The organism is Flavisolibacter ginsengiterrae DSM 18136, from assembly GCF_059568575.1.
Genome location: NZ_JCANTR010000020.1, coordinates 1 through 24,274, shown reverse-complemented (window position 1 = coordinate 24,274; position 24,274 = coordinate 1). Strand labels below are relative to the sequence as shown.

The following is a 24,274-nucleotide window of genomic DNA, read 5'->3' as shown; positions in this document are numbered from 1 at the left end:
TCAAGAAGCAGTACTCAAAACATAACAAATGAAAAAGTTACTTATCTATATAACCATTTTATTTTCCTTCTCAGTCAAAGCCCAGGAAACGGTTTATCCTGCGCCAAAGCAGGCAGGTTCCACTGTTATAACCAATGCCACTGTACATGTGGGAAACGGACAGGTATTGAATAATGCAACCATTGTCCTCACTGATGGCAAAATAGCAGCGGTAGGAAATAACATATCTATACCTCCGGGTTCCACCCAGGTAAATGCACAGGGTAAACAGGTCTACCCGGGATTGATCCTTCCCATTAGTAACCTGGGCCTTGTGGAGATCGGAGCAGTGCGCGCCTCAAACGATGTACAGGAATTGGGTGAAATGAACCCAAACATACATAGTATTGTAGCGTATAACACTGATTCAAAGGTTATTAATACCCTTCGATCAAATGGTATTTTGTTGGCTAATGTAGTGCCTGAAGGCAGTTTTGTAGCAGGTCAGTCTTCCGTTGTGCAACTCGATGCCTGGAACTATGAAGATGCAGCCTATAAAACTGATGGAGGGTTACATGTATATATGCCATCGTTGATGGCTCGCCCAAGGCGTGGCCGTGGTGCTGGTCCACAACAACCAGAAGAAGATCCTGTTAAAGAAGGATTGGAAAAAGTTGATGGATTAAAGAGTTTTTTTCGGGAGGCCCGGGCTTATTATAAACAGGCAGCGCATACAAATACTAACCTCAAATTTGAAGCTGTTCAACATCTTTTTGATAAAAACCAAAAGTTATATGTGCATGCCAACACGGTAAAGCAAATGTTGGTAGCCCTGGATTTTGTCAAAGAATTTAATTTCGATGTGGTGATCGTTGGTGGAAGTGATAGCTGGCAGATCGCTGATCTATTGAAGCAAAATAATGTATCTGTTATATTGAGCACTCCACACAGTCTTCCAACACTTGGTGATGATGATGTAGATCAGCCTTATAAAACTGCCGCTGCTTTACAAAAGGCTGGTGTCTTATTTGCCATTTCAGATGAAGATGGACAAACCCGTGGAAGGAATTTGCCTTTTAATGCAGGTACTTCAGCAGCCTATGGCCTCACCAAGGAAGAAGCATTACAAGCTATCACCTTAAATGCAGCTAAAGTATTGGGAGTTGCTGAAAAGACAGGCAGCATTGAGGTGGGGAAGGATGCCAATATTATTATCAGCGATGGCGATATTCTTGATATGAGAACCAGCCAGGTTACAGATGCTTTTATACAGGGTCGTAAGATAGACCTTACGGATAAACACAAACAATTGAATGAACGATACAAAAGAAAATATGGATTAAAAGATTTCTAAAGTTAAAGCCCCGCATTGCGGGGCTTTTGTTTCAATATAATATGATATTTATTAAGATTCTTTTCCGTGGCAGTTCTTATATTTCTTTCCGCTACCACAAGGGCAGGGGTCATTACGCCCGATCTTAGGTCCTACTTTAATAGGTTCCTGCTTCACTGCTACATCACCGGAAGGATCGAAATAGTCATTTTCATTTGCCCCATAATCACTTCCTGCTGCATCTATCTGTTCTTTATTGGCAGTCATCTTACTCATATCGGTTTTCTGCTGCCTGCCTTCTTTCAAATTAGGAGCTTCTTCCTGTATAGGTAACTGGGCATGGCATAAGAAGGAAACAATATCCCTGTTTACTTCGCTGCTCATGCGCTTGAACAGGTTGTATGCTTCCACCTTATAAATAACCAATGGATCTTTCTGCTCCAGGTAAACTGTTTGCACGCTTTGCTTCAGATCATCCATGGCACGAAGGTGTTCTTTCCAGGCATCGTCAATAATCGCCAATGTAATGTTTCGTTCCATTGCACTACATAATTCTTCGCCATCTGTTGATACAGTTTTGTCAAGATTGGTTAATACATTAATACCTTTCTTTCCATCTGTAAAAGGAACTACTACGTTTTCAATATGTTGTCCCTGCGATTGACGAATATTCTTAAAGACCGGGACTGCCTGTTTCCTGATGCCTTCCTTATGTGCCTGGTAAGCTTCTATGGCTTCATTATATAAATGATCAGTAAGGCTGTTTACATCATTGCCTTTAAACTCTTCATGGGTGATCTTTGTATCCAGTCCGAAATTAACTATGCAGGAAAGTTTGAAGCCTTCATAATCATCCTGTTCACGGTTGCTGCTGACAAGATCTTCTGCAGTTACAGAAAATGCATTATCAATATCCAATGCCAGGCGATCTCCAAACAAGGCGTGGTTGCGCTTCAGGTAAATAGCGTTACGCTGCATGTTCATCACATCATCATATTCCAGCAAGCGCTTACGTATCCCGAAGTTGTTTTCTTCTACCTTGCGTTGCGCCCTCTCGATAGATTTAGTGATCATGCTGTGCTGGATCACTTCACCTTCCTTATACCCAAACTTATCCATCAAACCAGCGATACGTTCACTGCCAAACATGCGCATCAGGTCATCTTCCAATGAAACATAGAACTGCGATGTTCCGGGGTCTCCCTGGCGGCCTGCACGACCACGCAACTGGCGGTCAACCCTACGTGACTCATGACGCTCAGTACCAATGATGGCCAAACCACCTGCTTCTTTCACGCCTGGCCCAAGCTTAATATCCGTACCACGACCAGCCATGTTGGTGGCTATGGTAATGGCCCCGGCTAAACCTGCTTCCGCAACCACTTGTGCCTCACGGGCATGTTGTTTAGCGTTCAATACATTATGAGGGATCTTTTTCGCGGTAAGCATCCTGCTTAATAATTCACTTACCTCCACTGAAGTAGTACCTACAAGTACGGGGCGACCCGCATTCCGCAATTCTTCGATCTCGTCTATAACTGATTTAAATTTCTCTCTTTTGGTTTTATAAACCAGGTCCTGTTCATCCTTCCGGATAACAGGAATATTGGTTGGGATGGTTACCACATCCAGCTTATAAATGCTCCATAATTCTGCTGCTTCCGTTTCCGCAGTACCGGTCATACCGGCAAGCTTATGATACATACGGAAGTAATTCTGCAGGGTAACGGTGGCATAGGTCTGAGTGGCCGCTTCGATCTTCACATTCTCCTTTGCTTCAATTGCCTGGTGCAAACCATCACTGTAACGACGACCTTCCATGATACGGCCAGTCTGTTCGTCAACGATCTTCACCTGCCCTTCTATCACTACGTATTCAACGTCTTTGTCAAATAGCGTATAAGACTTCAAAAGTTGCTGAACAGAATGTATACGGTCAGCTTTTTGAGAATATTCATTTAATATAGCTTCTTTCTGGTGCAGCTTTTCATCGGCAGGAAGATCGCTTTCTTCTATTTCACTCAGCCGGACCCCAATATCGGGAAGGACAAAAAACTCCGGATCTTCTCCTGCCTTGGTTATGGCTCCAATACCCTTATCTGTAAGATCAACCGATTTGTTTTTTTCATCAATCTGGAAGAGCAGTTCTTCATCAACAATATGCATATTGCGTTGTTGATCGGCCAGGTAAAAGTTCTCTGCTTTCTGCATTTTTACCTTGATGCCTGGTTCACTCAGGAACTTGATCAGGGGACCATATTTTGGCAAACCCCGATAGGCACGGAAAAGATACAATCCACCACTTTTAGGATCATCATCTCCTTCAGAGAATTTCTTCTTGGCTTCATTAAGGTTTTGCCTTACAATTCTTTCCTGGGCTTCTACCAATTGCTGCACCCTTGGCTTTAATATATGGTATTGCTGGTCATCACCTTTTGGCACGGGACCGGAAATGATCAATGGCGTACGTGCATCATCGATCAATACACTATCCACCTCATCCACCATGGCATAATGGTGTTTGCGTTGCACCATTTCCTCTGGTGTATGCACCATGTTATCCCTCAGGTAGTCAAAACCAAATTCATTATTGGTGCCATAGGTAATATCGGCCAGGTATGCGTTCCTGCGTTCTTCACTATTAGGTTGATGTTTGTCTATACAATCCACCCTTAGACCTAACCATTCGAAAATAGGTCCGTTCCACTCACTGTCACGACGGGCCAGGTAGTCATTAACTGTAACGATATGAACGCCTTCACCAGCCAATGCATTCAGGTAGGCAGGTAAAGTAGACACCAATGTTTTACCCTCACCCGTTGCCATCTCGGCTATCTTACCCTGGTGCAATACAGCACCACCAATTAACTGGACATCATAATGGACCATATTCCAGGTGATCTGTCCACCACCTGCAGTCCATGTATTTTTATAAATAACCTTATCACCATTGATATTAATATAATCCCTGGTTACGCTTAGTTGCCTGTCCAGTTCAGTAACTCCCGATTCTATTTCGGTGTTTTCTTTAAAACGGCGGGCTGTTTCTTTTACCACCGCAAAAGCTTCCGGCAACAGCTCTTTCAGGGCTTCTTCTATTTTCTGGTCCCTTTCTTTTTTCAGTTTGTCCACTTCCTGGTAAATAGTATCCTTGCCTACAAGGTCAGTAAAGGGCAGATCTTCAGCTCTTTTATTGGTTTCAGCTATTTGGTCATCGATCGCTTTAAGGTGATCCTGGATGCGCTTGCGAAACTCAGTTGTTTTATTTCGTAATTCATCGTTGCTTATAGATCTCAGAGAATCAAAGGCCTGGTTAACTTTTGTTACCAATGGCAGTATGGCTTTAACATCCTTTTCCGACTTACTGCCACCGAACATTTTAGATAAAAAACCGATCATAAATTGTATAGATATTTCAATTATCGACTATAACTAACTATAACTCCCTGCTAAACAGAGATTTGTTTTTGTCAAAAAGGGTGCTAATATAGTTTAGAAGCCATTTTGACAGAGCCGTCAAAGATAATTCAATTTGCAGTGCTCTAAATCAGGTTAACAAAGCCGAAACTTTTATTGAGGGTTTGGCGTACTTTTCCGGCTTTCTGTACAATAAAATAAGGGCATTCATGAGGCAGGCGGGATTTCTGTATTTCTTTTTACTGGTCATTTTTTCTTCCAGTTGTACCAATCCTGAAAACAAAGAAGAAAAGCCTGTTGTAACCGGCCCCTTATACTACAGCCTTAATATCTGGGGAGAAGAAGGAAATGATAGTGTCAATTGTTTGCTTCAGTTCCATTCCCGTGGTATTGACGGCCCCGTTATATTTCCAGGTGAGAATGCCATTGTGCAACTAGACCATGAGCCCCTAAAAGCCGACAGTGCAAAATTATCCGGTCCATATTTCGATCTTAGAAAGCCTATCGTAGGATTTGATGGCATTCATTTGCTTCAATTTTCAGCTACCGGAACTAAAATGATAAGAGTTCCATTTGAATTTCATGCTTTTCATCCCTCGCCTGGTTGGCCAGGTTCCATTAATAAGGGGATATATCAATTAAAGCTTGAAAATTTCCCTCAAAAACCTTCCGTGATCAGGTTATCCCTTGTTGATACCTCATTTGATACAAATGATTTTAATGAAATGGTCACCGTGGAAGATGGAAAACTCAGGATCACGGCTTCGATGCTCAGGGAGCTGACGCCAGGTCCTATAAGCATGGAAATTACCCGGGAAGAAGAAAAACGGGACAAAAATGGCAGGATTTGGATCAGCTACAGTTTTAGGAGAGAGTTTGAATTAGTTAATTAGGGAACCTTCCTTAGCCAATTACCCGCAAAAACCTATATAGTTTTGAAACTGGCTATAATCTATCGTTACATGGATAATTCCTGCTTTTCCAGGCTTTAACGAATCAGTTCGGCTAATTTCATTATGTTTTATGGAATTTATAGCCCGGCAACGTACTTTTGCGGGCCGAAAGAAAGGTAGAAGCAAGAGGATTTAATTAAGGTCACCAGGGAAGGAAGCAGCAAAAAAGGTAATTATCAAATTAAGAAATTATAAATAAGACATGGCTGGTCAGTTAAAAGAAGTACGTAACCGCATCAAATCAGTACAAAGCACTCAACAGATCACTAAGGCAATGAAGATGGTGAGCGCCGCAAAATTGCGCCGCGCCCAGGATTCCATTATCCAAATGCGCCCATATGCCAAAAAGCTCCAGGAAATGTTAAGCAATATTGTTAGCAATACTGAAGTGGAAGCTGGTAATACCCTGGCCGTAGAAAGGCCGGTGGAAAAAGTGCTGTTGATCGTTATTACTTCTGACCGCGGATTAGCCGGCGCTTACAATGCCAACGTTATCAAATTGGCTAAACAATTGATCCGTGAAAAATATCCTACGCTTCAGGCGAAAGGTGGAGTAACCATCTGGAGCATTGGCAAAAAAGGGTATGAGCATTTTGTCAAGAACAATTATACCGTTACCGATACCTATAAAGATATATTCCTGAACCTGACCTTTGACAATGTTCAAAAAGCCTCGCAGGCTGCTGTGAAAGCCTACCTGAACAAGGAATTTGATAAGGTGGAAATCATCTATAGTGAATTTAAAAATGCTGCTACGCAACGTTTTGTTTCCGAGCAATTCCTGCCTATTCCTAAAATTGTCAATACAACAAATGCCACAAAGGCCGATTTCATATTTGACCCTAATAAGGAAGAATTGATTGCGGAATTAATGCCTAAGATCCTGAATACTCAATTATATAAGGCTGTCCTGGATGCCAATGCTTCTGAACATGGAGCCCGCATGACAGCAATGGATAAGGCCAGCGAAAATGCAAATGAACTCCTTCGTTCGCTTAAAATTTCTTATAACCGCGCGCGGCAAGCTGCTATTACAACTGAATTGACCGAGATAGTAAGTGGAGCGGCAGCCTTACAGGGTTAGAAATAAGTAGACAGTATGCAGAAAAACTTTGCATAGCTGTTACTTTAAATGCATATCTACAAAATGGAAATTTCCAATCTTATACCTCATATAGAAGCTTTAATTTTTGCAAGCGATAAACCGCTGACTGCTGTCGAGATCACTGACCTGGTAAACCAGGCTTTTGGTTTTATGGAAGACAAAATTGAAGTGGAACAAATTGATGCCTCACTGGAAGGGATAGTGGAGAAATACAATTCAGAATTTTATCCTTTTGAAGTTCGGCAAAGCGGGGGTGGATGGCAATTTCTCACCAAAAAAGATTTTCATAAGACAGTAGCGCAGTTAAACGGGGAAAAGTTTCTGAAGCGTTTGTCTGCAGCTGCCCTGGAAACTTTAGCTATAGTTGCCTATAAACAACCGGTGACCAAAGGAGAAATTGAAGCTATTCGCGGCGTAAGCAGCGATTATGCTGTTCAAAAACTCCTGGAAAAAGAACTGATAGTGATCACAGGTCGAAATGAAAAGCTTCCCGGCCATCCATTGGTCTATGCTACTTCTAAGAACTTCATGGATTATTTTGGCATTAACACACCGGAAGATCTTCCCAAAATAAAAGAGGTCCTTGCGGACCAGGTAGTGCAGCCAACAATAGTCCATCACACCGATTTTGAGACCAGTGATAACCTGGTGGTTACAGAAGATGGGGAACTGGTGGTTCCTGGTACAGAACAGGATGCAGAAGGGCAGAATGAAGACCATGTAAATGGCCATAGTTTTGTCCAGGACTCAGAAACAGCCAATGAAGAAACTGACCAGCCAACTGAAGACATACCAACAGAAGAAGCAATTGAAGAATATATTGCGGATGAAGTATTTATAGAAGGGGATGAGGAGGAGATAGAGGAAAGTGTAGAAGAAGAAGTGGCCGCTGATGAACCTGCCGATGGTAATGCAGCTGGTGTTGATGATGAAGATTCAGAAGATGAGTCGAACCCGGAAGATGAATCCTCAAAAAATGATGAAGAGGAAGAAAAGAGCTGATTATTCCTTTTAGTTTTAATTACCGCTAATATTTGCAAGGTTTTATCATGACCCATAGTTTAACACATACCCAGTTAGTTGAGCTGGCCGAAAAATTTGGTACGCCTCTCTATGTATATCATGCTGAAAAAATAAAGGAACAGTATCAAACGCTGGAAAAGGCTTTCTCGGATACTCATGCCCGTTTTTTTTACGCCTGTAAAGCACTTACCAATATCAACGTTTTAAAGTATGTGGAAAGCCTGGGTGCTGGGCTGGATTGTGTAAGTATCAATGAGGTTAAGCTGGGTTTGAAAGCCGGTTTTACTGCAGATAGAATATTGTTCACACCTAATTGTGTTGATTTTGCAGAAATCGAAGAGGGTAAGGACCTTGGAGTAAACCTGAATATTGATAATATTTCTATCCTTGAACAATTCGGAAATAAGTTCGGGGGCAGTTATCCCATTTGCATTCGTTTCAATCCTCATATCATGGGGGGCGGTCATTACAAAATGTCTACCGGTCATATAGATTCTAAATTCGGGATCTCGGTACACCAGATGCGTCATATAGAGCGCATCATAAAAACCACAGGCCTCCATGTAACCGGCATTCACATGCATACGGGCAGTGATATTAAAGATGTCAATGTATTTCTTGCCGGGCTGGAAGTAATGTTTGAAGTGGCTGAACATTTTCCTGACCTGAAATTTGTTGACCTGGGAAGTGGATTTAAAGTTCCCTACCACGAAGATGATGTGCGCACAGATGTATTTGATCTTGGTGCCAAAGTGGGCGAAGCTTTTGTAAAATACACCAAAGAAAAAGGCCGACAGCTGGAAGTCTGGTTTGAGCCTGGAAAGTTTTTAGTAAGTGAGGCCGGATATTTTATCACCAGGTGCAATGTCATTAAACAAACAACTGCCACCGTATTTGTAGGTGTCAACAGCGGCTTTAATCACCTGATTCGTCCTATGATGTATGAGGCCTACCATATGATAGAAAATATCAGCAATCCTTTTGGCAACCCCCGGATTTATACAGTTGTAGGTAATATATGTGAAACGGATACTTTCGCCTGGGACCGTAAGCTGAATGAAGTGAGAGAAGGAGATTACCTGGTGTTCTATAATGCAGGAGCTTATGGATTTGAAATGTCGTCCAACTTTAACTCCCGACTAAAGCCTGCAGAAGTGTTGGTAAAGGATGGAGAAGCCTTGCTGATACGTAAGCGTGATGAATTTGAAGACCTGCTGAAGAACCAGCTTGAAGTACTATAAAAAGAAGATCCCGTTGATATCAACGGGATCTTCTTTTTATAGGAATATATTTTAGGCAGGTTTTACCGTAACTGTAATGGTTGTTTTACCTGTTGAAGGAATACTCATTCCCTGTGCTTCCATCGTAGCAGTAGTGTTCATGGTAGCCGTCTTTTGTTTTAAAATGCCGGTTGCCCTGTCAATTATGACCTGGCCTGTAACCTTATCGTCAGATTTTATGCTGGCCTGTGTTCCCATGATCTCCTGTGTGGTATTTACATTAATATCTTCCGTATAATCAAGCGTTACTTCTTTATCTGTTATACTTTTTACAGTATAGACAGTTTTTCTTTTCTGGCCATTGGCAGATGAACTATCGGTCCATGAATCACCAATGGTTATTTCTTTTTCCGGCAATATTTTAAATATGCTCGCATCGCCTTGCTTAGGTAAACCTAATGTTACGCCAAGTTGTGTCGAGGCCAGTTCAGCCATAGCGTCCGTCTTTTCATTCTTTGTACCATTAGGGTTATCATCATCTAATTTGATGGCAGTGATCTTTCCTGTAGGATCTACTGACATGGTATATTTATTCTTCAGGCTCTTTTCCATGATCTTCCCCATCTCGCCTTTACGGTCTTCTTCTTTTTCAGAATCAAAACTTTGAGAGTTTCCCATGCCATTAGCAGTAAAAACAAGGTGTTTTACTTTGTGTTCAATGTTTGCCCCATTGCTATCAGTTCCAGTAATATCAAATACCTCTGTCATTTTAGAGTTTACAGTTGATTCCATGGACTGACCCATAAGTTCCATGGTAGCCGACTTATTGGTTTCAGTTACCATTTCCAGTTTTTGGCTTTTTGGGAAATTAAGCTTGCCTGTCACTTTTTGTGAAAAGCTGTTAATTGAAAGCGCTATAAATGCAACCAGTAGTACTTTTTTCATTCTTTGTTTTTATTACTTCCAAAAATGACGAAATAATTTGGATTATGGATGCATCAACTAACTTAAAGGATGTTAGTTATCATAGAAATAGCAAACAATATTTCATTCAATCCATTTTGTCCGGGACAATTGAAAGAGCAATATCTTTAAGACATGAATAATGAAATGAATGCAGCCACTAACAGCAGTGCTGCATTTCTTGCTTTAATCAACAATCCATTGAAGTTCAGATTTTTCCTGCTCAAAAGACTTCCTGCTGCTTATTTTTCAGGGCTAAGGGTAAAGGAACTTTCCGGGTACAATTGCTCGGTTACAGTTCCCTATAAATGGTTTACGCAAAATCCCTTTCGATCTACCTATTTTGCTTGCCTTGCTATGGCTGCAGAAATGAGCACCGGCATCCTGGCAATGGCCAATACTTACAAAAGGTCTCCTGCAATTTCCATGTTGGTAACAGGCCTGGAAGGGAAGTTTTATAAAAAAGCTACGGGACTTACTTTGTTTGTTTGCAATAACGGGCAGGAGATAACAAATGCTATTCACGAGGCAACAAAGACCAAAGAAAGCCAGTCTATCCGTATTCTATCTTGCGGCTATAATGAAAGTAGGGAGTTAATATGCGAATTCTGGATCACCTGGTCATTTAAAAGCAAGAATACCTGATTGCCATAGTCGGTGGCATCATTTTGTTATTTTTATACATCATCCATTAAATTGACTATATGAAGATCGCATTTCACGGCGCTGCAAGAACTGTAACCGGATCTAAACATTTGATCACTTTAAAAAATGGTCAAAAACTATTATTAGACTGTGGCATGTTCCAGGGTATGGGCAAGGACACAGATTCCCTGAACAGGACGTTTGGTTTTAATTCTTCAGAGGTAACAGCCATGATCCTTTCTCATGCGCATATAGATCATTCGGGCTTGATTCCCAAGTTGGTAAAAGAAGGATTTGCAGGTAAAATATTTTGTACGGATGCGACCAAACAATTGTCTGCCCTTTTATTGGAAGATTCTGCCGAGATTCAGGAGAACGATGCCAAGTATCATAATAAAGGCAGCCTGGCGCAGGGTACACCCTTTCAACAACCTTTGTACACAATAGAAGATGCGAAGAAAGCATTAAACTTTTTCCAGGAAAGAAGTTATGGTGAATGGTTCCCGGTATTGGATGGTGTAGAGGCCATGTTCACAGATGCGGGACATATAATTGGAAGCACCTGCGTGCATGTACGGATAACTGAGGATGGTATTACCAGGCAAATAACCTTCAGTGGCGATGTGGGGCGATACCGGGATGTCATTTTAAAATCACCACAGACATTTCCCCAGGCGGATTATGTTATTATGGAATCAACCTATGGAAATAGTTTGCATGAGGATGTTCATACATCTGTAGACATGCTACTTTCCTGGATCACAAGAACCTGTATAGAGAAAAGAGGAAAGCTGATCATTCCTGCGTTTAGCCTTGGCAGAACACAGGAGATCCTCTATGCCCTGAATCAGCTGGAGTTGGAAAACCGCCTCCCTAAACTGGATTATTTCCTGGATAGTCCTTTAAGCATGGCCGTGACTGATCTTGTTAAAAATTATTCTTCCTATTTCAATAAAAACATTCAGCGTGTGATGCAAAGCGATAGTGATCCTTTTATGTTCAATGGGCTTCATTATATAAAATCAGTTGATGAATCCAAATTGCTTAATTACAGGAATGAACCTTGTGTAATCATCTCTGCCAGTGGCATGGCCGAGGCCGGAAGAGTCAAGCATCATATCAGCAACAATATTGAAAATTCACATAATGCCATATTGCTAACCGGTTATTGCGAACCGAATTCTTTAGGAGGACGTTTAATGGCCGGCGCAAAGGAGGTGGGGATCTTTGGCGTACAGCACGAAGTGCATGCCGAGATCGGTTCTATAAAAAGCATGAGTGCTCATGGAGACTATGAGGATCTTTCCCAATGGCTGGCTTGCCAGGATCCATCTCATGTGCAAAAGCTTTTCCTGGTGCATGGTGAATATGATGTGCAGGTACCTTTCAGGGACCGGCTGATAAAGAAAGGTTTCCAAGATGTAGAGATACCGGAGCGACATTTTGAAATAGGGCTCACTTAAATGTTAAGAAAGCCTGCTGACAGCTTAAAACTTTCACATCTCCTTTATAATACATGCATAGTTTTTGACGTCTATAGCATATAAAAACAAGGAGAACTATCTATGAAAATCATGAAGCTTTTAAGCGTAGCTGCTCTTTCCGGTCTGCTCCTGGCAGGCTGTGCCAGCGTGGCCCACGTTGAAAAGGACAAAACTGTCAACTTCAATAATTATCATTCCTATGCGTGGGTAGAAACAAAAGAATCAAAAAATGATTCAAATGTTAAAGTATCAGATCTTACTAAACGAATCATTAAAGAAGCTGTTAATAATGAAATGGCTAAGACAGGGTGGAAGGAATCCAGGAAACCAGATGTTTTATTAACATATGATATACTGGTGGAAAGAGGGGTAAAGGAACAAAGTAACCCGGTTTATTCTCAACCCTATACCCGTTATTATTACAATCCTTATTCCCGCAGGTATATAGCTGTGTATTATCCGTCCCAGTTTATGGGTTATGACAACGACCAGCAGCAGGTAAAAGAAGGAACTATCACCATCAGGTTGATCGATGCTAAAACAGATAAAACCATTTGGCAGGGTTGGACCACTGATGAAGTCAATAGCCGGAATCTTACCAGCAAGGAAATTCAGAATGGAGTGAAAAGCATCTTCCGCAAGTTTGATATTGCGAAGAATTAAGAAATTTTTCCTATGAAATTCATCCCGCTTGCCATTGATTTGGTAAGCGGGATTTTTATTGAAAAATATTTTGGAAGCAAATACGCCCAGTCCTATCTTTGCACTCCCAAAAACGAGCCGCGTTCGTCTAAGGGTTAGGACACCACCCTTTCACGGTGGTGATACGGGTTCGAATCCCGTACGCGGTACAAGGATATATCCCACGCCATAAGCGTGGGATATCTGTTTTTATAAAGTCTTGATGATTTATTTATTGATCATTGAGATAAAATCAATTAAAGGAAACTTTTTCATTATTTGGAAAATTTCATGCGATTAAGCAGGCATGCAACAGAATCCAAAAACTTTCTACAATTGCACAACCAACATATCCTAACAATTAAGAGAACTTTTTATAATAATACACTTAACTCCAGCAGCAGTTTTAATAATTGGCTCTCATTATTTCTCTGATCTCATCTCCTGAAAATTCTTAATATTGATACGCATGAAATACCTGCGCTCACTCTATTTCCAGGTCCTTATGGGTATCATAGCCGGCGTTATTGTTGGTTATAGCATTCCCTCCTTTGCCCCGGCGGCAAAATTGATCAGCGATACCTTCATTAATATGATCAGAATGGTCATTGCACCTGTAATATTCTTTACGGTTGTTGCTGGTATCGCAGGCGCAGGGGATCTTAAAAAAGTGGGGAGGGTAGGTGTCAAGGCCCTTATCTATTTTGAAGTAGTGACTACAATTGCCCTGATTATAGGACTCGTAGTAGCCAACGTAGTGAAACCAGGTGTGGGTATTGCTGCTGAAAATATTCCAGCCGCTGATATTTCCAAATATTCAGCCGATGCCGCGGCTATGCATTGGGGCGATTTTATTTCGCATATAGTTCCAGCCAATATTGTAGATGCCTTTGCCAAAGGTGATATCATCCAAGTATTGTTCTTTGCCATATTATTCAGTGTTGGATTGAAGCAATTAGGAGGTCCGGGTCAGAGCATTATATTGACCTTCGAAAAGATCAATAAAGTGTTATTTAATATACTCAGGATCATCATGAAACTAAGTCCAATAGGTGCCTTTGGCGGGATGGCTTATACCATTGGTAAATTTGGATTTGGGAGCCTGGCTGTTTTAGGTAAGCTGATGGCAACCTTTTACCTTACCTCTTTTCTTTTCATCTTTATCGTACTTAATGCCATAGCAAGGTTTTATGGCTTCAGCCTCTGGAAATTGTTGGGCTACATTAAAGCCGAAATTTTAATTGTTCTTGGATCAAGCAGTAGCGAATCAGTGCTTCCCAACCTGATACAGAAACTGGAGGTAGCTGGTTGCGAAGAAGGAGTAGTAGGACTGCTCATTCCTACAGGGTATAGTTTCAACCTGGACGGCACCACAATATACTTAAGTATGTCAGTGATCTTCCTGGCGCAGGTATTCCATATTCCACTGTCCATTGGACAGGAGCTTACCATCATTGGTATTTTGATCATTACCAGCAAGGGGGCTGCAGGTGTCACCGGCAGCGGGTTCCTGGTACTCACCTCCACACTTACTGCCATGAAAGTGCTCCCTGTTGAAGGGCTGGCTCTGTTGATCGGTGTGGACCGTTTTATGAGCGAAGCCAGGGCCATCACTAATATGATTGGCAATACGGTAGCCACTGTCATTATAGCTAAAAGTGAAAATGCTATTAATATGCCTCTCTATAAGAAGATCGTTGAACACAGGCACACCCATGCAAGGATCGTTGGCGAGCCCGTAACAGATTAAATATTACCGGAGTAATACATCTGCGTTCAAATAGAAATGAGCGGGGGCAGTCATTGGGTTGAGAATCGTCATAGCGGAAACCGTAAACTTCTTTAACTTCGCCCCGCATTTTAAATATTTAAACTTAGAAATATGAGTACTGTTAAAGTTGCCATTAATGGTTTTGGTAGGATTGGCCGCCTGGTTTTCCGCCAGATACATGATATGGAAGGAATTGATGTAGTAGCCATCAATGATTTGACCAGCCCTAAAGTATTAGCCCACTTATTAAAATATGACTCTGCACAGGGTCGCTTTAGCCAGGAAGTTACATCTACTGACAACTCCATTATTGTTAATGGTAATGAGATTAAGATATATGCGCAGAAGGACCCAGCACAAATTCCCTGGGGAACTCACCAGGTGGATGTAGTGTTGGAGTGTACAGGTTTCTTCACCGATAAGGCAAAAGCTGAAGCCCACATTACTGCCGGTGCTAAAAAAGTAGTGATCTCTGCTCCTGCAACCGGTGACCTCAAAACAATCGTTTTCAATGTGAACCACGACATCCTTGATGGTTCTGAGACCATCATCAGTTGCGCTTCCTGTACTACCAATTGCCTTGCCCCAATGGCCAAGGTGTTGGAAGATACTTATGGAATCGTTAATGGCTTAATGACAACGGTTCACGCCTATACCAACGACCAAAACACCCAGGATGCGCCGCATCCAAAAGGTGACCTGCGCAGGGCAAGAGCAGCTGCTCAGAATATAGTTCCAAACAGCACTGGTGCTGCCAAGGCTATCGGCCTGGTTTTGCCAAGCCTGAAAGGAAAGCTGGACGGTTCTGCACAACGTGTACCTACCCTTACAGGATCATTAACAGAACTCACAGTTATTCTTGGTAAAAAGACCACAGCAGAAGAAGTGAATGCCGCTATGAAAGCAGCTTCCAATGAAAGCTTTGGTTACACCACGGACGAGATCGTAAGTAGCGACATCGTAGGTATTACCTATGGAAGTTTGTTCGATGCTACTCAAACCAAGGTACAGACAGTGGGAGACACGCAATTGGTTCGTACAGTTAGCTGGTACGATAACGAAATGAGCTATGTATCACAATTGGTACGTACTGTTCATTATTTTGCTACGCTGATTAAAAAATAAGAACTCCTTATAAGAAAACCCCGAATGAATGTTCGGGGTTTTTTATTTGGCAACTGAAACTTTCCCTGGAAGAAAATTAAAAGGAAACCAGTGAAGGCTGGTTGCCATTCATTTTGCATTTAACTTTAAGGATATTTCCAAAACATAAGATTCATGAGCAAGTTTCAAGATTATAATTTTAACGGGAAGAAAGCATTGATAAGGGTTGACTTTAATGTGCCCCTTGACGAAAATTACAATATTACTGACGATACAAGAATGAAAGCAGCTATGCCTACCATCAAAAAGATCCTTTCAGATGGTGGCAGCGTTATACTTATGTCCCATTTTGGACGTCCAAAAGAAGGACCTACGGAAAAGTATTCATTAAAGCACCTGGTAAAGCATTTGAGCGAATTGCTTGGTACAGATGTGCAGTTTGCCAATGATTGCATTGGAGAGGAAGCTATTCAGAAATCACAAGCTTTGAAGCCGGGAGAGGTGCTTCTGTTAGAGAACCTGCGTTTTTATAAGCAGGAAGAAAAAGGAGATGAGGCTTTTGCTGAGAAATTATCAAAACTGGGAGATGTATATGTCAATGATGCATTTGGAACCGCTCACAGGGCCCATGCTTCTACAGCTATCATTGCCAAATTCTTCCCGCCGGAAAATAAAATGTTTGGCCTGCTCATGAACAGTGAAGTGGCCAGCGCTGAAAAAGTGTTGCATAGCTCCGAGAAGCCATTCACTGCCATAATTGGCGGAGCTAAGGTTTCTGATAAGATCCTGATCATAGAGAATTTATTGGAAAGAGCTACCGATATCATCATCGGTGGTGGCATGGCCTATACGTTTTTTAAGGCTATGGGTGGTCAGGTAGGCAAATCTCTTGTAGAAGAAGACCGTATTGATACAGCGGCAGATTTATTAAAGAAAGCTGAAGCTAAAGGGGTTAATATCCACCTGCCATCAGATTCTATCATTGCCGATAAATTTGCGGCAGATGCGGAGATTTCTTCTGCATTGAGTAACACCATACCTGACGGATGGATGGGGTTGGACATTGGGTCACTTGCTTGTGACATGTTCACAAAAGTTATTCACGATTCTAAAACAGTGTTGTGGAATGGTCCGATGGGTGTATTTGAAATGGAAAAATTCCAGCATGGTACCAGGTGTGTAGCCCAGGCAGTAGCTGATGCTACGCAAAAAGGCGCCTTTACACTTGTAGGTGGTGGAGATAGTGTTTCAGCGGTCAACCAGTTTGGATTTGCTGACAAAGTAAGTTATGTATCAACAGGCGGGGGAGCTATGCTCGAATATTTTGAAGGAAAGGAACTGCCAGGTATAGCCGCAATGAAATGATGTCAAAATAGCATCATTTGAACATGGTGCATAATTTGATTGAACTCATCTTTACTTTTAAACTAACTTAAATCTAAATTTTACAACATGAGAAGTACAAGCCCGGTCATTTGGATCGTTTTGATACTGGTCGTTGTTCTTGTTTTTGCAGGATGCGGCAGTTATAATAACCTGGTAGGCCAGGATGAAACAGTAAAAAATGCCTGGAACAAAGTGCAAAGTGACTACCAGCGTAGGGCAGACCTTATTCCCAACCTGGTAAATACGGTGAAAGGTGAGGCTAATTTCGAACGTGGAACGCTGAATGATGTGATCAATGCAAGAGCAAGGGCTACATCCATGCAGATCAATCCCGATAACCTGACTGACGATAATATCCAAAAGTTCCAGCAGGCGCAGGCGCAGCTATCAGGTTCTTTAAGCAGGTTGCTGGTTACGGTGGAGCAATATCCAAACCTCAGGGCCAACGATGCCTTCCGAAACCTACAAACACAACTGGAAGGAACGGAGAACCGCATAAAGGTATCAAGGAATGATTTTAACGATGCCGTACAAACGTACAATACAAAGGTGCGCTCATTCCCAACTAACATATTTGCAGGAATCATGGGTTTCAAACCTAGAACTGGTTTCACAGCAGATGCAGGTTCAGAGCATGCACCAAATGTAGATTTTGGTGAACCACAAAAAGCTCCATCCACAAACTTCGATACAACCAGAAAGTAGTGAGATTACCCTGGCAAAAGAAAAAGGAGTTTTTCACTGAAGAAGAAAAACAAAGACTTGTAGCTGCCATTAAACAGGCGGAGCAAAATACCAGTGGAGAGATCCGGGTATTTATAGAATCCAAATGCCGGTTCATGGATGCTTTGGACAGGGCTAAGGAGATCTTCTTCAGACTTGAAATGGACGAAACAGAGGAGCGTAATGCTACATTGATCTATGTGGCCATAAAAGATAAGCAGGCAGCTATTTTTGGAGACCAGGGCATTCACCAGAAAGTGGGTGACCAATACTGGCAAACAGAAGTGCTGAAAATGCTGCAGCGGTTCAAACATGAACAACTTGCCGAAGGTATTAGCCTGGCCGTAACAGACCTTGGCCAGGCTTTACAACACTACTTCCCCTATAATAAGGACACCGATAAAAATGAACTGCCCGATGAAATTGTTTTTGGCAGGTAAAGAATGAAGAAACTATTACTGATCATATCTCTTGTCCTTTGCGTGAATGCATTTGCGCAGATTGATAAGATAATTCCCGAACGACCCAACCCTCCCAGGCTTGTCAATGACTTTGCCCATGTGCTGACCCCTGAACAGGTAGAGACATTGGAAAGGAAGCTGGTAGCTTATGATGACAGCACTTCCAACCAGATATCTGTCGTAACCATCCAGTCAACTAATGACTATGCCATTGATGATGTGGCATTGGGCATTTTAAGGAAATGGGGCGTAGGCAATAAGGAAAAGGACAATGGTATTGTCATCCTTGCTGCCATAGCAGATAGAAAGATATGGATAGCCACAGGTTATGGCATGGAGGGGGTTATCCCTGACATTACGGCACAGTCCATTATCGACCAGGATATCTTACCCAATTTCAGGGAAAGTAATTACTACCGGGGATTTGATAATGCTACTTCTTCCATATTCAAGGCTGCGGCCGGGGAATATAAGGCTCCTGAAGGTTATGCTGACAGGGGTAAAGGGTCAGGCATAAGTATAGGGAAGATCATTCTTGCAATTATTATCCTCATTTTCATATTTAATATGTTTGGCGGTGGAAGTAACAGGGGTGGTGGCTTTATGTCCAGGCGCGGTTACAGGGGCTTTGGCGGACCCGTCATCTTCCCGGGTGGTTTTGGAGGCGGCGGCTTCGGCGGCGGCGGCGGTGGTGGATTTGGGGGAGGAGGATTTGGTGGTTTTGGCGGCGGCGGTGGCGGTGGCGGCGGCGCTGGTGGTGGATGGTAAATAACTGATTAACTTTTTTCCTAAAGACCTGCATTGCAGGTCTTTATTGTTTTAGGAATGCTGGTACATGAATTGTACAACAACATCCAAATTAAGCGTATGAAAAAGATATTAATGGCGGCTACAGCCGTTGGGGCAGCTACAGCAGGCGTGATTTTATACCTGAGAAACCGAAATTCGGATCAGAAAACTATTGAAAACAGTGCAAAAGATGCCTACAGGACAATGAACGATGGGCTAGGCAAGGTAGAAAGACTCGGACAGCACGCAATGGGATAATATTATTTAAGAGGATAGATACAGTAAAAACGGCCCCGGGGCCGTTTTTTTATTGCTTCAGGTGTTAGATATCATAAGTGTTCCAGAAAACAATTAAGAACTATCATAATGCATGAGGAAGTGCGGATCGCCGGTTAATAGCTTTGTACAAGTAAATAGGCGCATAATAAAGTGTTACAAAACAAACAAAAGCAGGGATATCCCATAGATGTTCCATAGATGTCTCATAGATGTTCCATAGATGTCCCAACTATATAAGCATTGGGACATCTATGGAAGGTCTATGGCAGATGTATGGGATTATATTGGAGTATAGTGGAATTTGGGCGGTTTAAGGTGCCTGGCTGCTCTTTCGTTCTAATGTAAAATTTCAGGTATAATCATTATATAGTTCATTTGTGAGCGTCTTTAAAATAGATTCCTACATAAGGGCATTAAAAAATCAGGAGTTCAGATTTTGTTGATAGAGGGATCGTTTCGGTGAACTTTTTTCATTTTTTTCATTTTTACATTTGGTTTTTGGTTTAATCTTTCCCTTTTTACATTTAGCTTCATGCCAACACAGGCGTACATGGAATTCCATTAATTTTGAGACACATGAAAAGATTGCTCCTTTCTTCTTTTTTGTTTTTTCTTTTTCATTCCGTATTCGCTCAACAGCAATACTTTATCTACCTGGAATCGGAAAACGGCATTCCTTTTTATGTGAGATTGGGAGATAAGATCTATAGCTCTTCTTCACCTGGATACCTGATTTTCCCCAACCTGTCTGATAGCAGTTATACTCTATTCATTGGCATTCCTTCCCAGGGGGGCAATGAATCAAGATTTCAATTGATGGTTCAGGGTAATGATCATGGCTACTCCATAAAAACCGGGGAAAGCGAATTGCAACTGGCTGACCTTCAGAGCCAAATTATTGTAAACCCGGTTCATATGCCAGGTACTGCCAATGTAACTTACGAACCAAGAAAGGATGCATTCAGTTCTATGTTATCAAAAGCGTCCAACGATTCTTCATTATTAATGGTGCCTGTATTCTCAAAAGCAGATCCTCCGGTAGTTACGGTTCCAAAGAAAGAGGTCGAAGCTGCTAAGACAACAGATAAATCCATAGTCCAGGAAACATCCACGACTGAACCCCCACAATCAACCACTCCTGTTGCATCTCAGAATAGTACTGCAGAAGCACTAAGTTTGGGAAAGGACAGTGTTTTGAAGAACACAGATGCCACAGCTTTACCTACTCAGCAAAAAGCAGGTGATGATAAACCGGTTTCAGAAAAAGCAGAAGTTTTAGTACAACCTGAGATTAAGAAAGATCAAGGAGTTGGTTCAGGCGAAACTGGTTCAGCCTCTAACCCATTACCTGGGGTGGAAATATATAAGAAGTCCGTTATTAAAAAATACTCGGAGAGTTCTACTTCCGAAGGCTTTGGTTTAGTGTATTTTGATGCGGATGGTGGCCAGGTAGATACCATTCGGATGTTGATACCTAATCCAAAGATCGTATTCAAAGAAACGGATACCGGTAAAAACCCTGATGTTGCCTTTATGGAAGTAAAGAAGGACCCTGAACCATCAAAAGAGACCATAAAAGAAAAGTCACCTTCCAAAGATCCTGTTGTAACAAAAGAAGAGTCAATAACGAAGGATAACTCAATAACAGAAAAACCTGCAGAATTGATTACGAAGGATGAGCCATCTAAGGCAGAGAGATCAGTTGGAGGCATCATTCCGGCCAAACCAAAATGTCGGGCCCAGGCTTCAGAATCTGATTTCTTCAAACTGCGTAAGAATATGGCCAGTGAAGAATCGGATGAATTAATGGTAGAACAGGCCATGAAGTCTTTTAAGAATAAATGCTATACAACCGAACAGGTAAAATACCTCAGTTCCTTATTCCTGACATCTGCCGGTAAATACCTGTTCTTTGATGCGGCTTATATGCATGTTTCAGATCGAGAAAATTTCCCTTCACTTCAGTCAGAGATCAAAGATGATTATTACTCAAGAAGGTTCAAGGCTTTAATAGGTGAATAGTATGTCACGGTATTTTATAGAACTTTCTTACAAGGGAACTGCCTATAGTGGATTCCAGGTACAGGAAAATGCTGTTACTATCCAGTCGGAGGTGGAGAAGGCATTCCAGGTGCTCCATAGAGACAATGTGAACCTTACAGGTTCATCCCGGACTGATTCAGGTGTGCATGCGCTGCAGAATTTTTTTCATTTTGATTATGATGGAACGATAAACCCGCAGTTTGTTTATAAGATGAATGCCATATTACCGCGGGATATTGCTGTCAGGAATATATACCTTATGCCTGCGGAGTCGCATTCCCGCTTTGATGCCATAAGCCGCGAATATGTCTATCGTATTCACCGATTTAAAGATCCCTTTGTTCAAAGCACTTCCTACTACTTTCCTTATAAGCTTGATTTTGGCCTTATGGAACAGGCAGCAGCAATGGTTAAGGAGCAGACAAGGTTCTTTGCTTTTTGTAAGACCAATACCCAGGTGAAGAATTTTAATTGCAGGATCACGGTTAGCCAATGGAATAGGGAAGGTGAGGAGATACTATATAATATAGAAGGAAACCGTTTTCTAAGGGGTATGGTTCGTTTGCTTACAGCTTCCATGTTGAAAGTGGGCAGGCGGCAACTTACCCTGGAGCAATTTAAAAGCTTTTTTCATAACGAGGTTAAATGCGGTTATTCAGTACCTGCGACGGGTTTGTTTTTAAAAAAAGTGGCGTTTCAGCAAAACTATTTTCCTGCACCGGGCTTGCATTTGAAAGCTATTTAGGAAATATTTTTTCAAATGATTTGGAAGGAATAACCAATGCCCCTTATCTTTGCATCCGCTCTTAAAAAATCGGTCATGAATTACGGCAGGAAATGTAAAATGCTTTTACATTTTTTTAGCAGTAGGATTGCAAATTAATTTGTTGGTTGTCAAATACTTACTTATGTTTGCACCCGCTTTTTGATCGAACGGTTCACGGTAAAATCACACAAATTTCCTTCACAGTTTTTTGTGAATTTTAAGTCTGAAAAATTTGGCTCGAATAGTAAAGTAACCGTATCTTTGCAGTCCGAAAAAAAACAAGGTTTTAGTAGCTCTTTAGAATAAATACAGGTGAGGCATTAGGGCCTTATAAGATTCGAAATCTTATCATCTGCCAAAGCTTTTTGAAGTAGCCTTTAGGGGTTATGGATTGGAGCAAGTTCTTTGAAAGTTTGGAAGCAACAGCATTGCGGATCTCTTTTTAGTGAGGGGATCTGCAACTCAAAAGGTAAGTCAAGCGAATAAAATTCGAAATTGACTCGTTAATTTTTCAAAATTTGAGAATTTAATAGTCAGTATCAAAACTCATTTACAATGGAGAGTTTGATCCTGGCTCAGGATGAACGCTAGCGGCAGGCTTAATACATGCAAGTCGAGGGGCAGCATGACTGTAGCAATACAGTTGATGGCGACCGGCAAACGGGTGCGGAACACGTACGCAACCTACCCAAAACTGGGGGATAGCCCGGGGAAACCCGGATTAATACCTCGTAACCTAGTGGAGTGGCATCACTTTATTAGTATAGCTCCGGCGGTTTTGGATGGGCGTGCGCCTGATTAGGTAGTTGGTGAGGGTAACGGCCCACCAAGCCTGCGATCAGTAACTGGTGTGAGAGCACGACCAGTCACACGGGCACTGAGACACGGGCCCGACTCCTACGGGAGGCAGCAGTAAGGAATATTGGTCAATGGACGCAAGTCTGAACCAGCCATGCCGCGTGAAGGATGAAGGTCCTCTGGATTGTAAACTTCTTTTATATGGGACGAAACCCGGGAATTCCTTCCCGATTGACGGTACCATAAGAATAAGCACCGGCTAACTCCGTGCCAGCAGCCGCGGTAATACGGAGGGTGCAAGCGTTATCCGGATTCACTGGGTTTAAAGGGTGCGTAGGAGGGTAGGTAAGTCAGTGGTGAAATCTTCGAGCTTAACTCGGAAACTGCCGTTGATACTATCTATCTTGAATACCGTGGAGGTGAGCGGAATATGTCATGTAGCGGTGAAATGCTTAGATATGACATAGAACACCAATTGCGAAGGCAGCTCGCTACACGAATATTGACTCTGAGGCACGAAAGCGTGGGGATCAAACAGGATTAGATACCCTGGTAGTCCACGCCCTAAACGATGGATACTCGACATACGCGATACACAGTGTGTGTCTGAGCGAAAGCATTAAGTATCCCACCTGGGAAGTACGACCGCAAGGTTGAAACTCAAAGGAATTGGCGGGGGTCCGCACAAGCGGTGGAGCATGTGGTTTAATTCGATGATACGCGAGGAACCTTACCTGGGCTAGAATGTAGTCTGACCGTGGGTGAAAGCTCATTTTGTAGCAATACACAGATTATAAGGTGCTGCATGGCTGTCGTCAGCTCGTGCCGTGAGGTGTTGGGTTAAGTCCCGCAACGAGCGCAACCCCCATCACTAGTTGCCATCAGGTAACGCTGGGAACTCTAGTGAAACTGCCGTCGTAAGACGCGAGGAAGGAGGGGATGATGTCAAGTCATCATGGCCTTTATGCCCAGGGCTACACACGTGCTACAATGGGGCGTACAAAGGGCTGCCACTTAGCGATAAGGAGCCAATCCCAAAAAACGCCTCTCAGTTCAGATTGGAGTCTGCAACTCGACTCCATGAAGCTGGAATCGCTAGTAATCGTATATCAGCAATGATACGGTGAATACGTTCCCGGACCTTGCACACACCGCCCGTCAAGCCATGGAAGCTGGGTGTACCTAAAGTCGGTAACCGCAAGGAGCCGCCTAGGGTAAAACTAGTAACTGGGGCTAAGTCGTAACAAGGTAGCCGTATCGGAAGGTGCGGCTGGAATACCTCCTTTTTAGAGCACGTTCCTCTGGGTCCGCCCAAGAGGTAACATTGACTTACTTTGCTGTTGTTTCCATC

The 24,274-nt window shown here is 42.3% G+C and carries 19 protein-coding genes, 1 tRNA gene and 1 rRNA gene; 19 read left to right on the top strand and 2 right to left on the bottom strand.

The window, feature by feature from the left end:
• The first annotated feature begins 28 nt into the window (after positions 1-28).
• Positions 29-1,333 carry an amidohydrolase family protein gene (locus BP74_RS17435; RefSeq protein WP_496376029.1) on the top strand — a complete coding sequence of 435 codons (1,305 nt, stop codon included), beginning with the start codon at positions 29-31 and terminating at the stop codon, positions 1,331-1,333.
• Positions 1,334-1,384: 51 nt separating this feature from the next.
• Here BP74_RS17435 and secA read toward each other — a convergent pair whose 3' ends face one another.
• Complete coding sequence (gene secA, locus BP74_RS17430; protein WP_496376027.1) at positions 1,385-4,711, bottom strand: preprotein translocase subunit SecA; 3,327 nt, start codon at positions 4,709-4,711, stop codon at positions 1,385-1,387.
• A gap of 227 nt (positions 4,712-4,938) precedes the next feature.
• Here secA and BP74_RS17425 point away from each other — a divergent pair, with 227 nt between their 5' ends.
• From BP74_RS17425 to lysA, 4 genes are all read left to right on the top strand, one after another.
• The gene (locus BP74_RS17425; protein WP_496376025.1) at positions 4,939-5,622 is read left to right on the top strand and encodes a hypothetical protein; all 684 of its coding nucleotides are present in this window, start codon (positions 4,939-4,941) and stop codon (positions 5,620-5,622) included.
• A 262-nt stretch (positions 5,623-5,884) separates the two neighbouring features.
• On the top strand, positions 5,885-6,766 hold the full coding sequence (atpG, locus tag BP74_RS17420) for an ATP synthase F1 subunit gamma (protein WP_496376023.1): 882 nt from the start codon (positions 5,885-5,887) through the stop codon (positions 6,764-6,766).
• A gap of 63 nt (positions 6,767-6,829) precedes the next feature.
• Positions 6,830-7,789, top strand: a complete 960-nt coding sequence (gene scpB / locus BP74_RS17415; RefSeq protein ID WP_496376021.1) for an SMC-Scp complex subunit ScpB — start codon at positions 6,830-6,832, stop codon at positions 7,787-7,789.
• 47 nt (positions 7,790-7,836) lie between these two features.
• Positions 7,837-9,051 (top strand): diaminopimelate decarboxylase, encoded by a 1,215-nt coding sequence (lysA, locus tag BP74_RS17410; protein ID WP_496376019.1) that lies wholly within the window; start codon positions 7,837-7,839, stop codon positions 9,049-9,051.
• A gap of 51 nt (positions 9,052-9,102) precedes the next feature.
• Here lysA and BP74_RS17405 read toward each other — a convergent pair whose 3' ends face one another.
• Positions 9,103-9,975: a DUF6263 family protein gene (locus BP74_RS17405; protein ID WP_496376017.1), complete on the bottom strand. Its 873-nt coding sequence runs from the start codon at positions 9,973-9,975 to the stop codon at positions 9,103-9,105.
• Positions 9,976-10,128: 153 nt separating this feature from the next.
• Between BP74_RS17405 and BP74_RS17400 the strand changes: the two genes are divergently transcribed.
• The 14 genes from BP74_RS17400 (at position 10,129) to BP74_RS17335 (ending at position 24,209) form a co-directional block, all read left to right on the top strand.
• On the top strand, positions 10,129-10,638 hold the full coding sequence (locus BP74_RS17400; RefSeq protein WP_496376015.1) for a DUF4442 domain-containing protein: 510 nt from the start codon (positions 10,129-10,131) through the stop codon (positions 10,636-10,638).
• 59 nt (positions 10,639-10,697) lie between these two features.
• The gene (locus BP74_RS17395; protein WP_496376013.1) at positions 10,698-12,101 is read left to right on the top strand and encodes an MBL fold metallo-hydrolase; all 1,404 of its coding nucleotides are present in this window, start codon (positions 10,698-10,700) and stop codon (positions 12,099-12,101) included.
• Between the two features lie 102 nt (positions 12,102-12,203).
• Positions 12,204-12,785, top strand: a complete 582-nt coding sequence (locus BP74_RS17390) for a DUF4136 domain-containing protein (protein ID WP_496376011.1) — start codon at positions 12,204-12,206, stop codon at positions 12,783-12,785.
• A 116-nt stretch (positions 12,786-12,901) separates the two neighbouring features.
• Positions 12,902-12,973: transfer RNA gene (locus BP74_RS17385), tRNA-Glu, on the top strand.
• 299 nt (positions 12,974-13,272) lie between these two features.
• On the top strand, positions 13,273-14,553 hold the full coding sequence (gene dctA / locus BP74_RS17380) for a C4-dicarboxylate transporter DctA (RefSeq protein ID WP_496376009.1): 1,281 nt from the start codon (positions 13,273-13,275) through the stop codon (positions 14,551-14,553).
• Between the two features lie 132 nt (positions 14,554-14,685).
• Positions 14,686-15,699, top strand: a complete 1,014-nt coding sequence (gap, locus tag BP74_RS17375; RefSeq protein ID WP_496376007.1) for a type I glyceraldehyde-3-phosphate dehydrogenase — start codon at positions 14,686-14,688, stop codon at positions 15,697-15,699.
• A gap of 153 nt (positions 15,700-15,852) precedes the next feature.
• Positions 15,853-17,043 (top strand): phosphoglycerate kinase, encoded by a 1,191-nt coding sequence (locus tag BP74_RS17370; RefSeq protein WP_496376005.1) that lies wholly within the window; start codon positions 15,853-15,855, stop codon positions 17,041-17,043.
• 87 nt (positions 17,044-17,130) lie between these two features.
• Positions 17,131-17,769, top strand: a complete 639-nt coding sequence (locus tag BP74_RS17365; protein ID WP_496376003.1) for a LemA family protein — start codon at positions 17,131-17,133, stop codon at positions 17,767-17,769.
• On the top strand, positions 17,769-18,227 hold the full coding sequence (locus BP74_RS17360; protein WP_496376001.1) for a TPM domain-containing protein: 459 nt from the start codon (positions 17,769-17,771) through the stop codon (positions 18,225-18,227). The genes BP74_RS17365 and BP74_RS17360 overlap by 1 nt, the downstream gene beginning before the upstream one ends.
• Positions 18,228-18,230: 3 nt before the next feature.
• Positions 18,231-19,016 carry a TPM domain-containing protein gene (locus BP74_RS17355; protein ID WP_496375999.1) on the top strand — a complete coding sequence of 262 codons (786 nt, stop codon included), beginning with the start codon at positions 18,231-18,233 and terminating at the stop codon, positions 19,014-19,016.
• 99 nt (positions 19,017-19,115) lie between these two features.
• Positions 19,116-19,295: a hypothetical protein gene (locus BP74_RS17350; RefSeq protein WP_139256494.1), complete on the top strand. Its 180-nt coding sequence runs from the start codon at positions 19,116-19,118 to the stop codon at positions 19,293-19,295.
• A 597-nt stretch (positions 19,296-19,892) separates the two neighbouring features.
• Positions 19,893-21,338: a hypothetical protein gene (locus BP74_RS17345; RefSeq protein WP_496375997.1), complete on the top strand. Its 1,446-nt coding sequence runs from the start codon at positions 19,893-19,895 to the stop codon at positions 21,336-21,338.
• Between the two features lies 1 nt (position 21,339).
• Positions 21,340-22,104 (top strand): tRNA pseudouridine(38-40) synthase TruA, encoded by a 765-nt coding sequence (truA, locus tag BP74_RS17340; protein WP_496375995.1) that lies wholly within the window; start codon positions 21,340-21,342, stop codon positions 22,102-22,104.
• Between the two features lie 573 nt (positions 22,105-22,677).
• Positions 22,678-24,209: ribosomal RNA gene (locus BP74_RS17335) — 16S ribosomal RNA — on the top strand.
• The last annotated feature ends 65 nt before the right edge of the window (positions 24,210-24,274 follow it).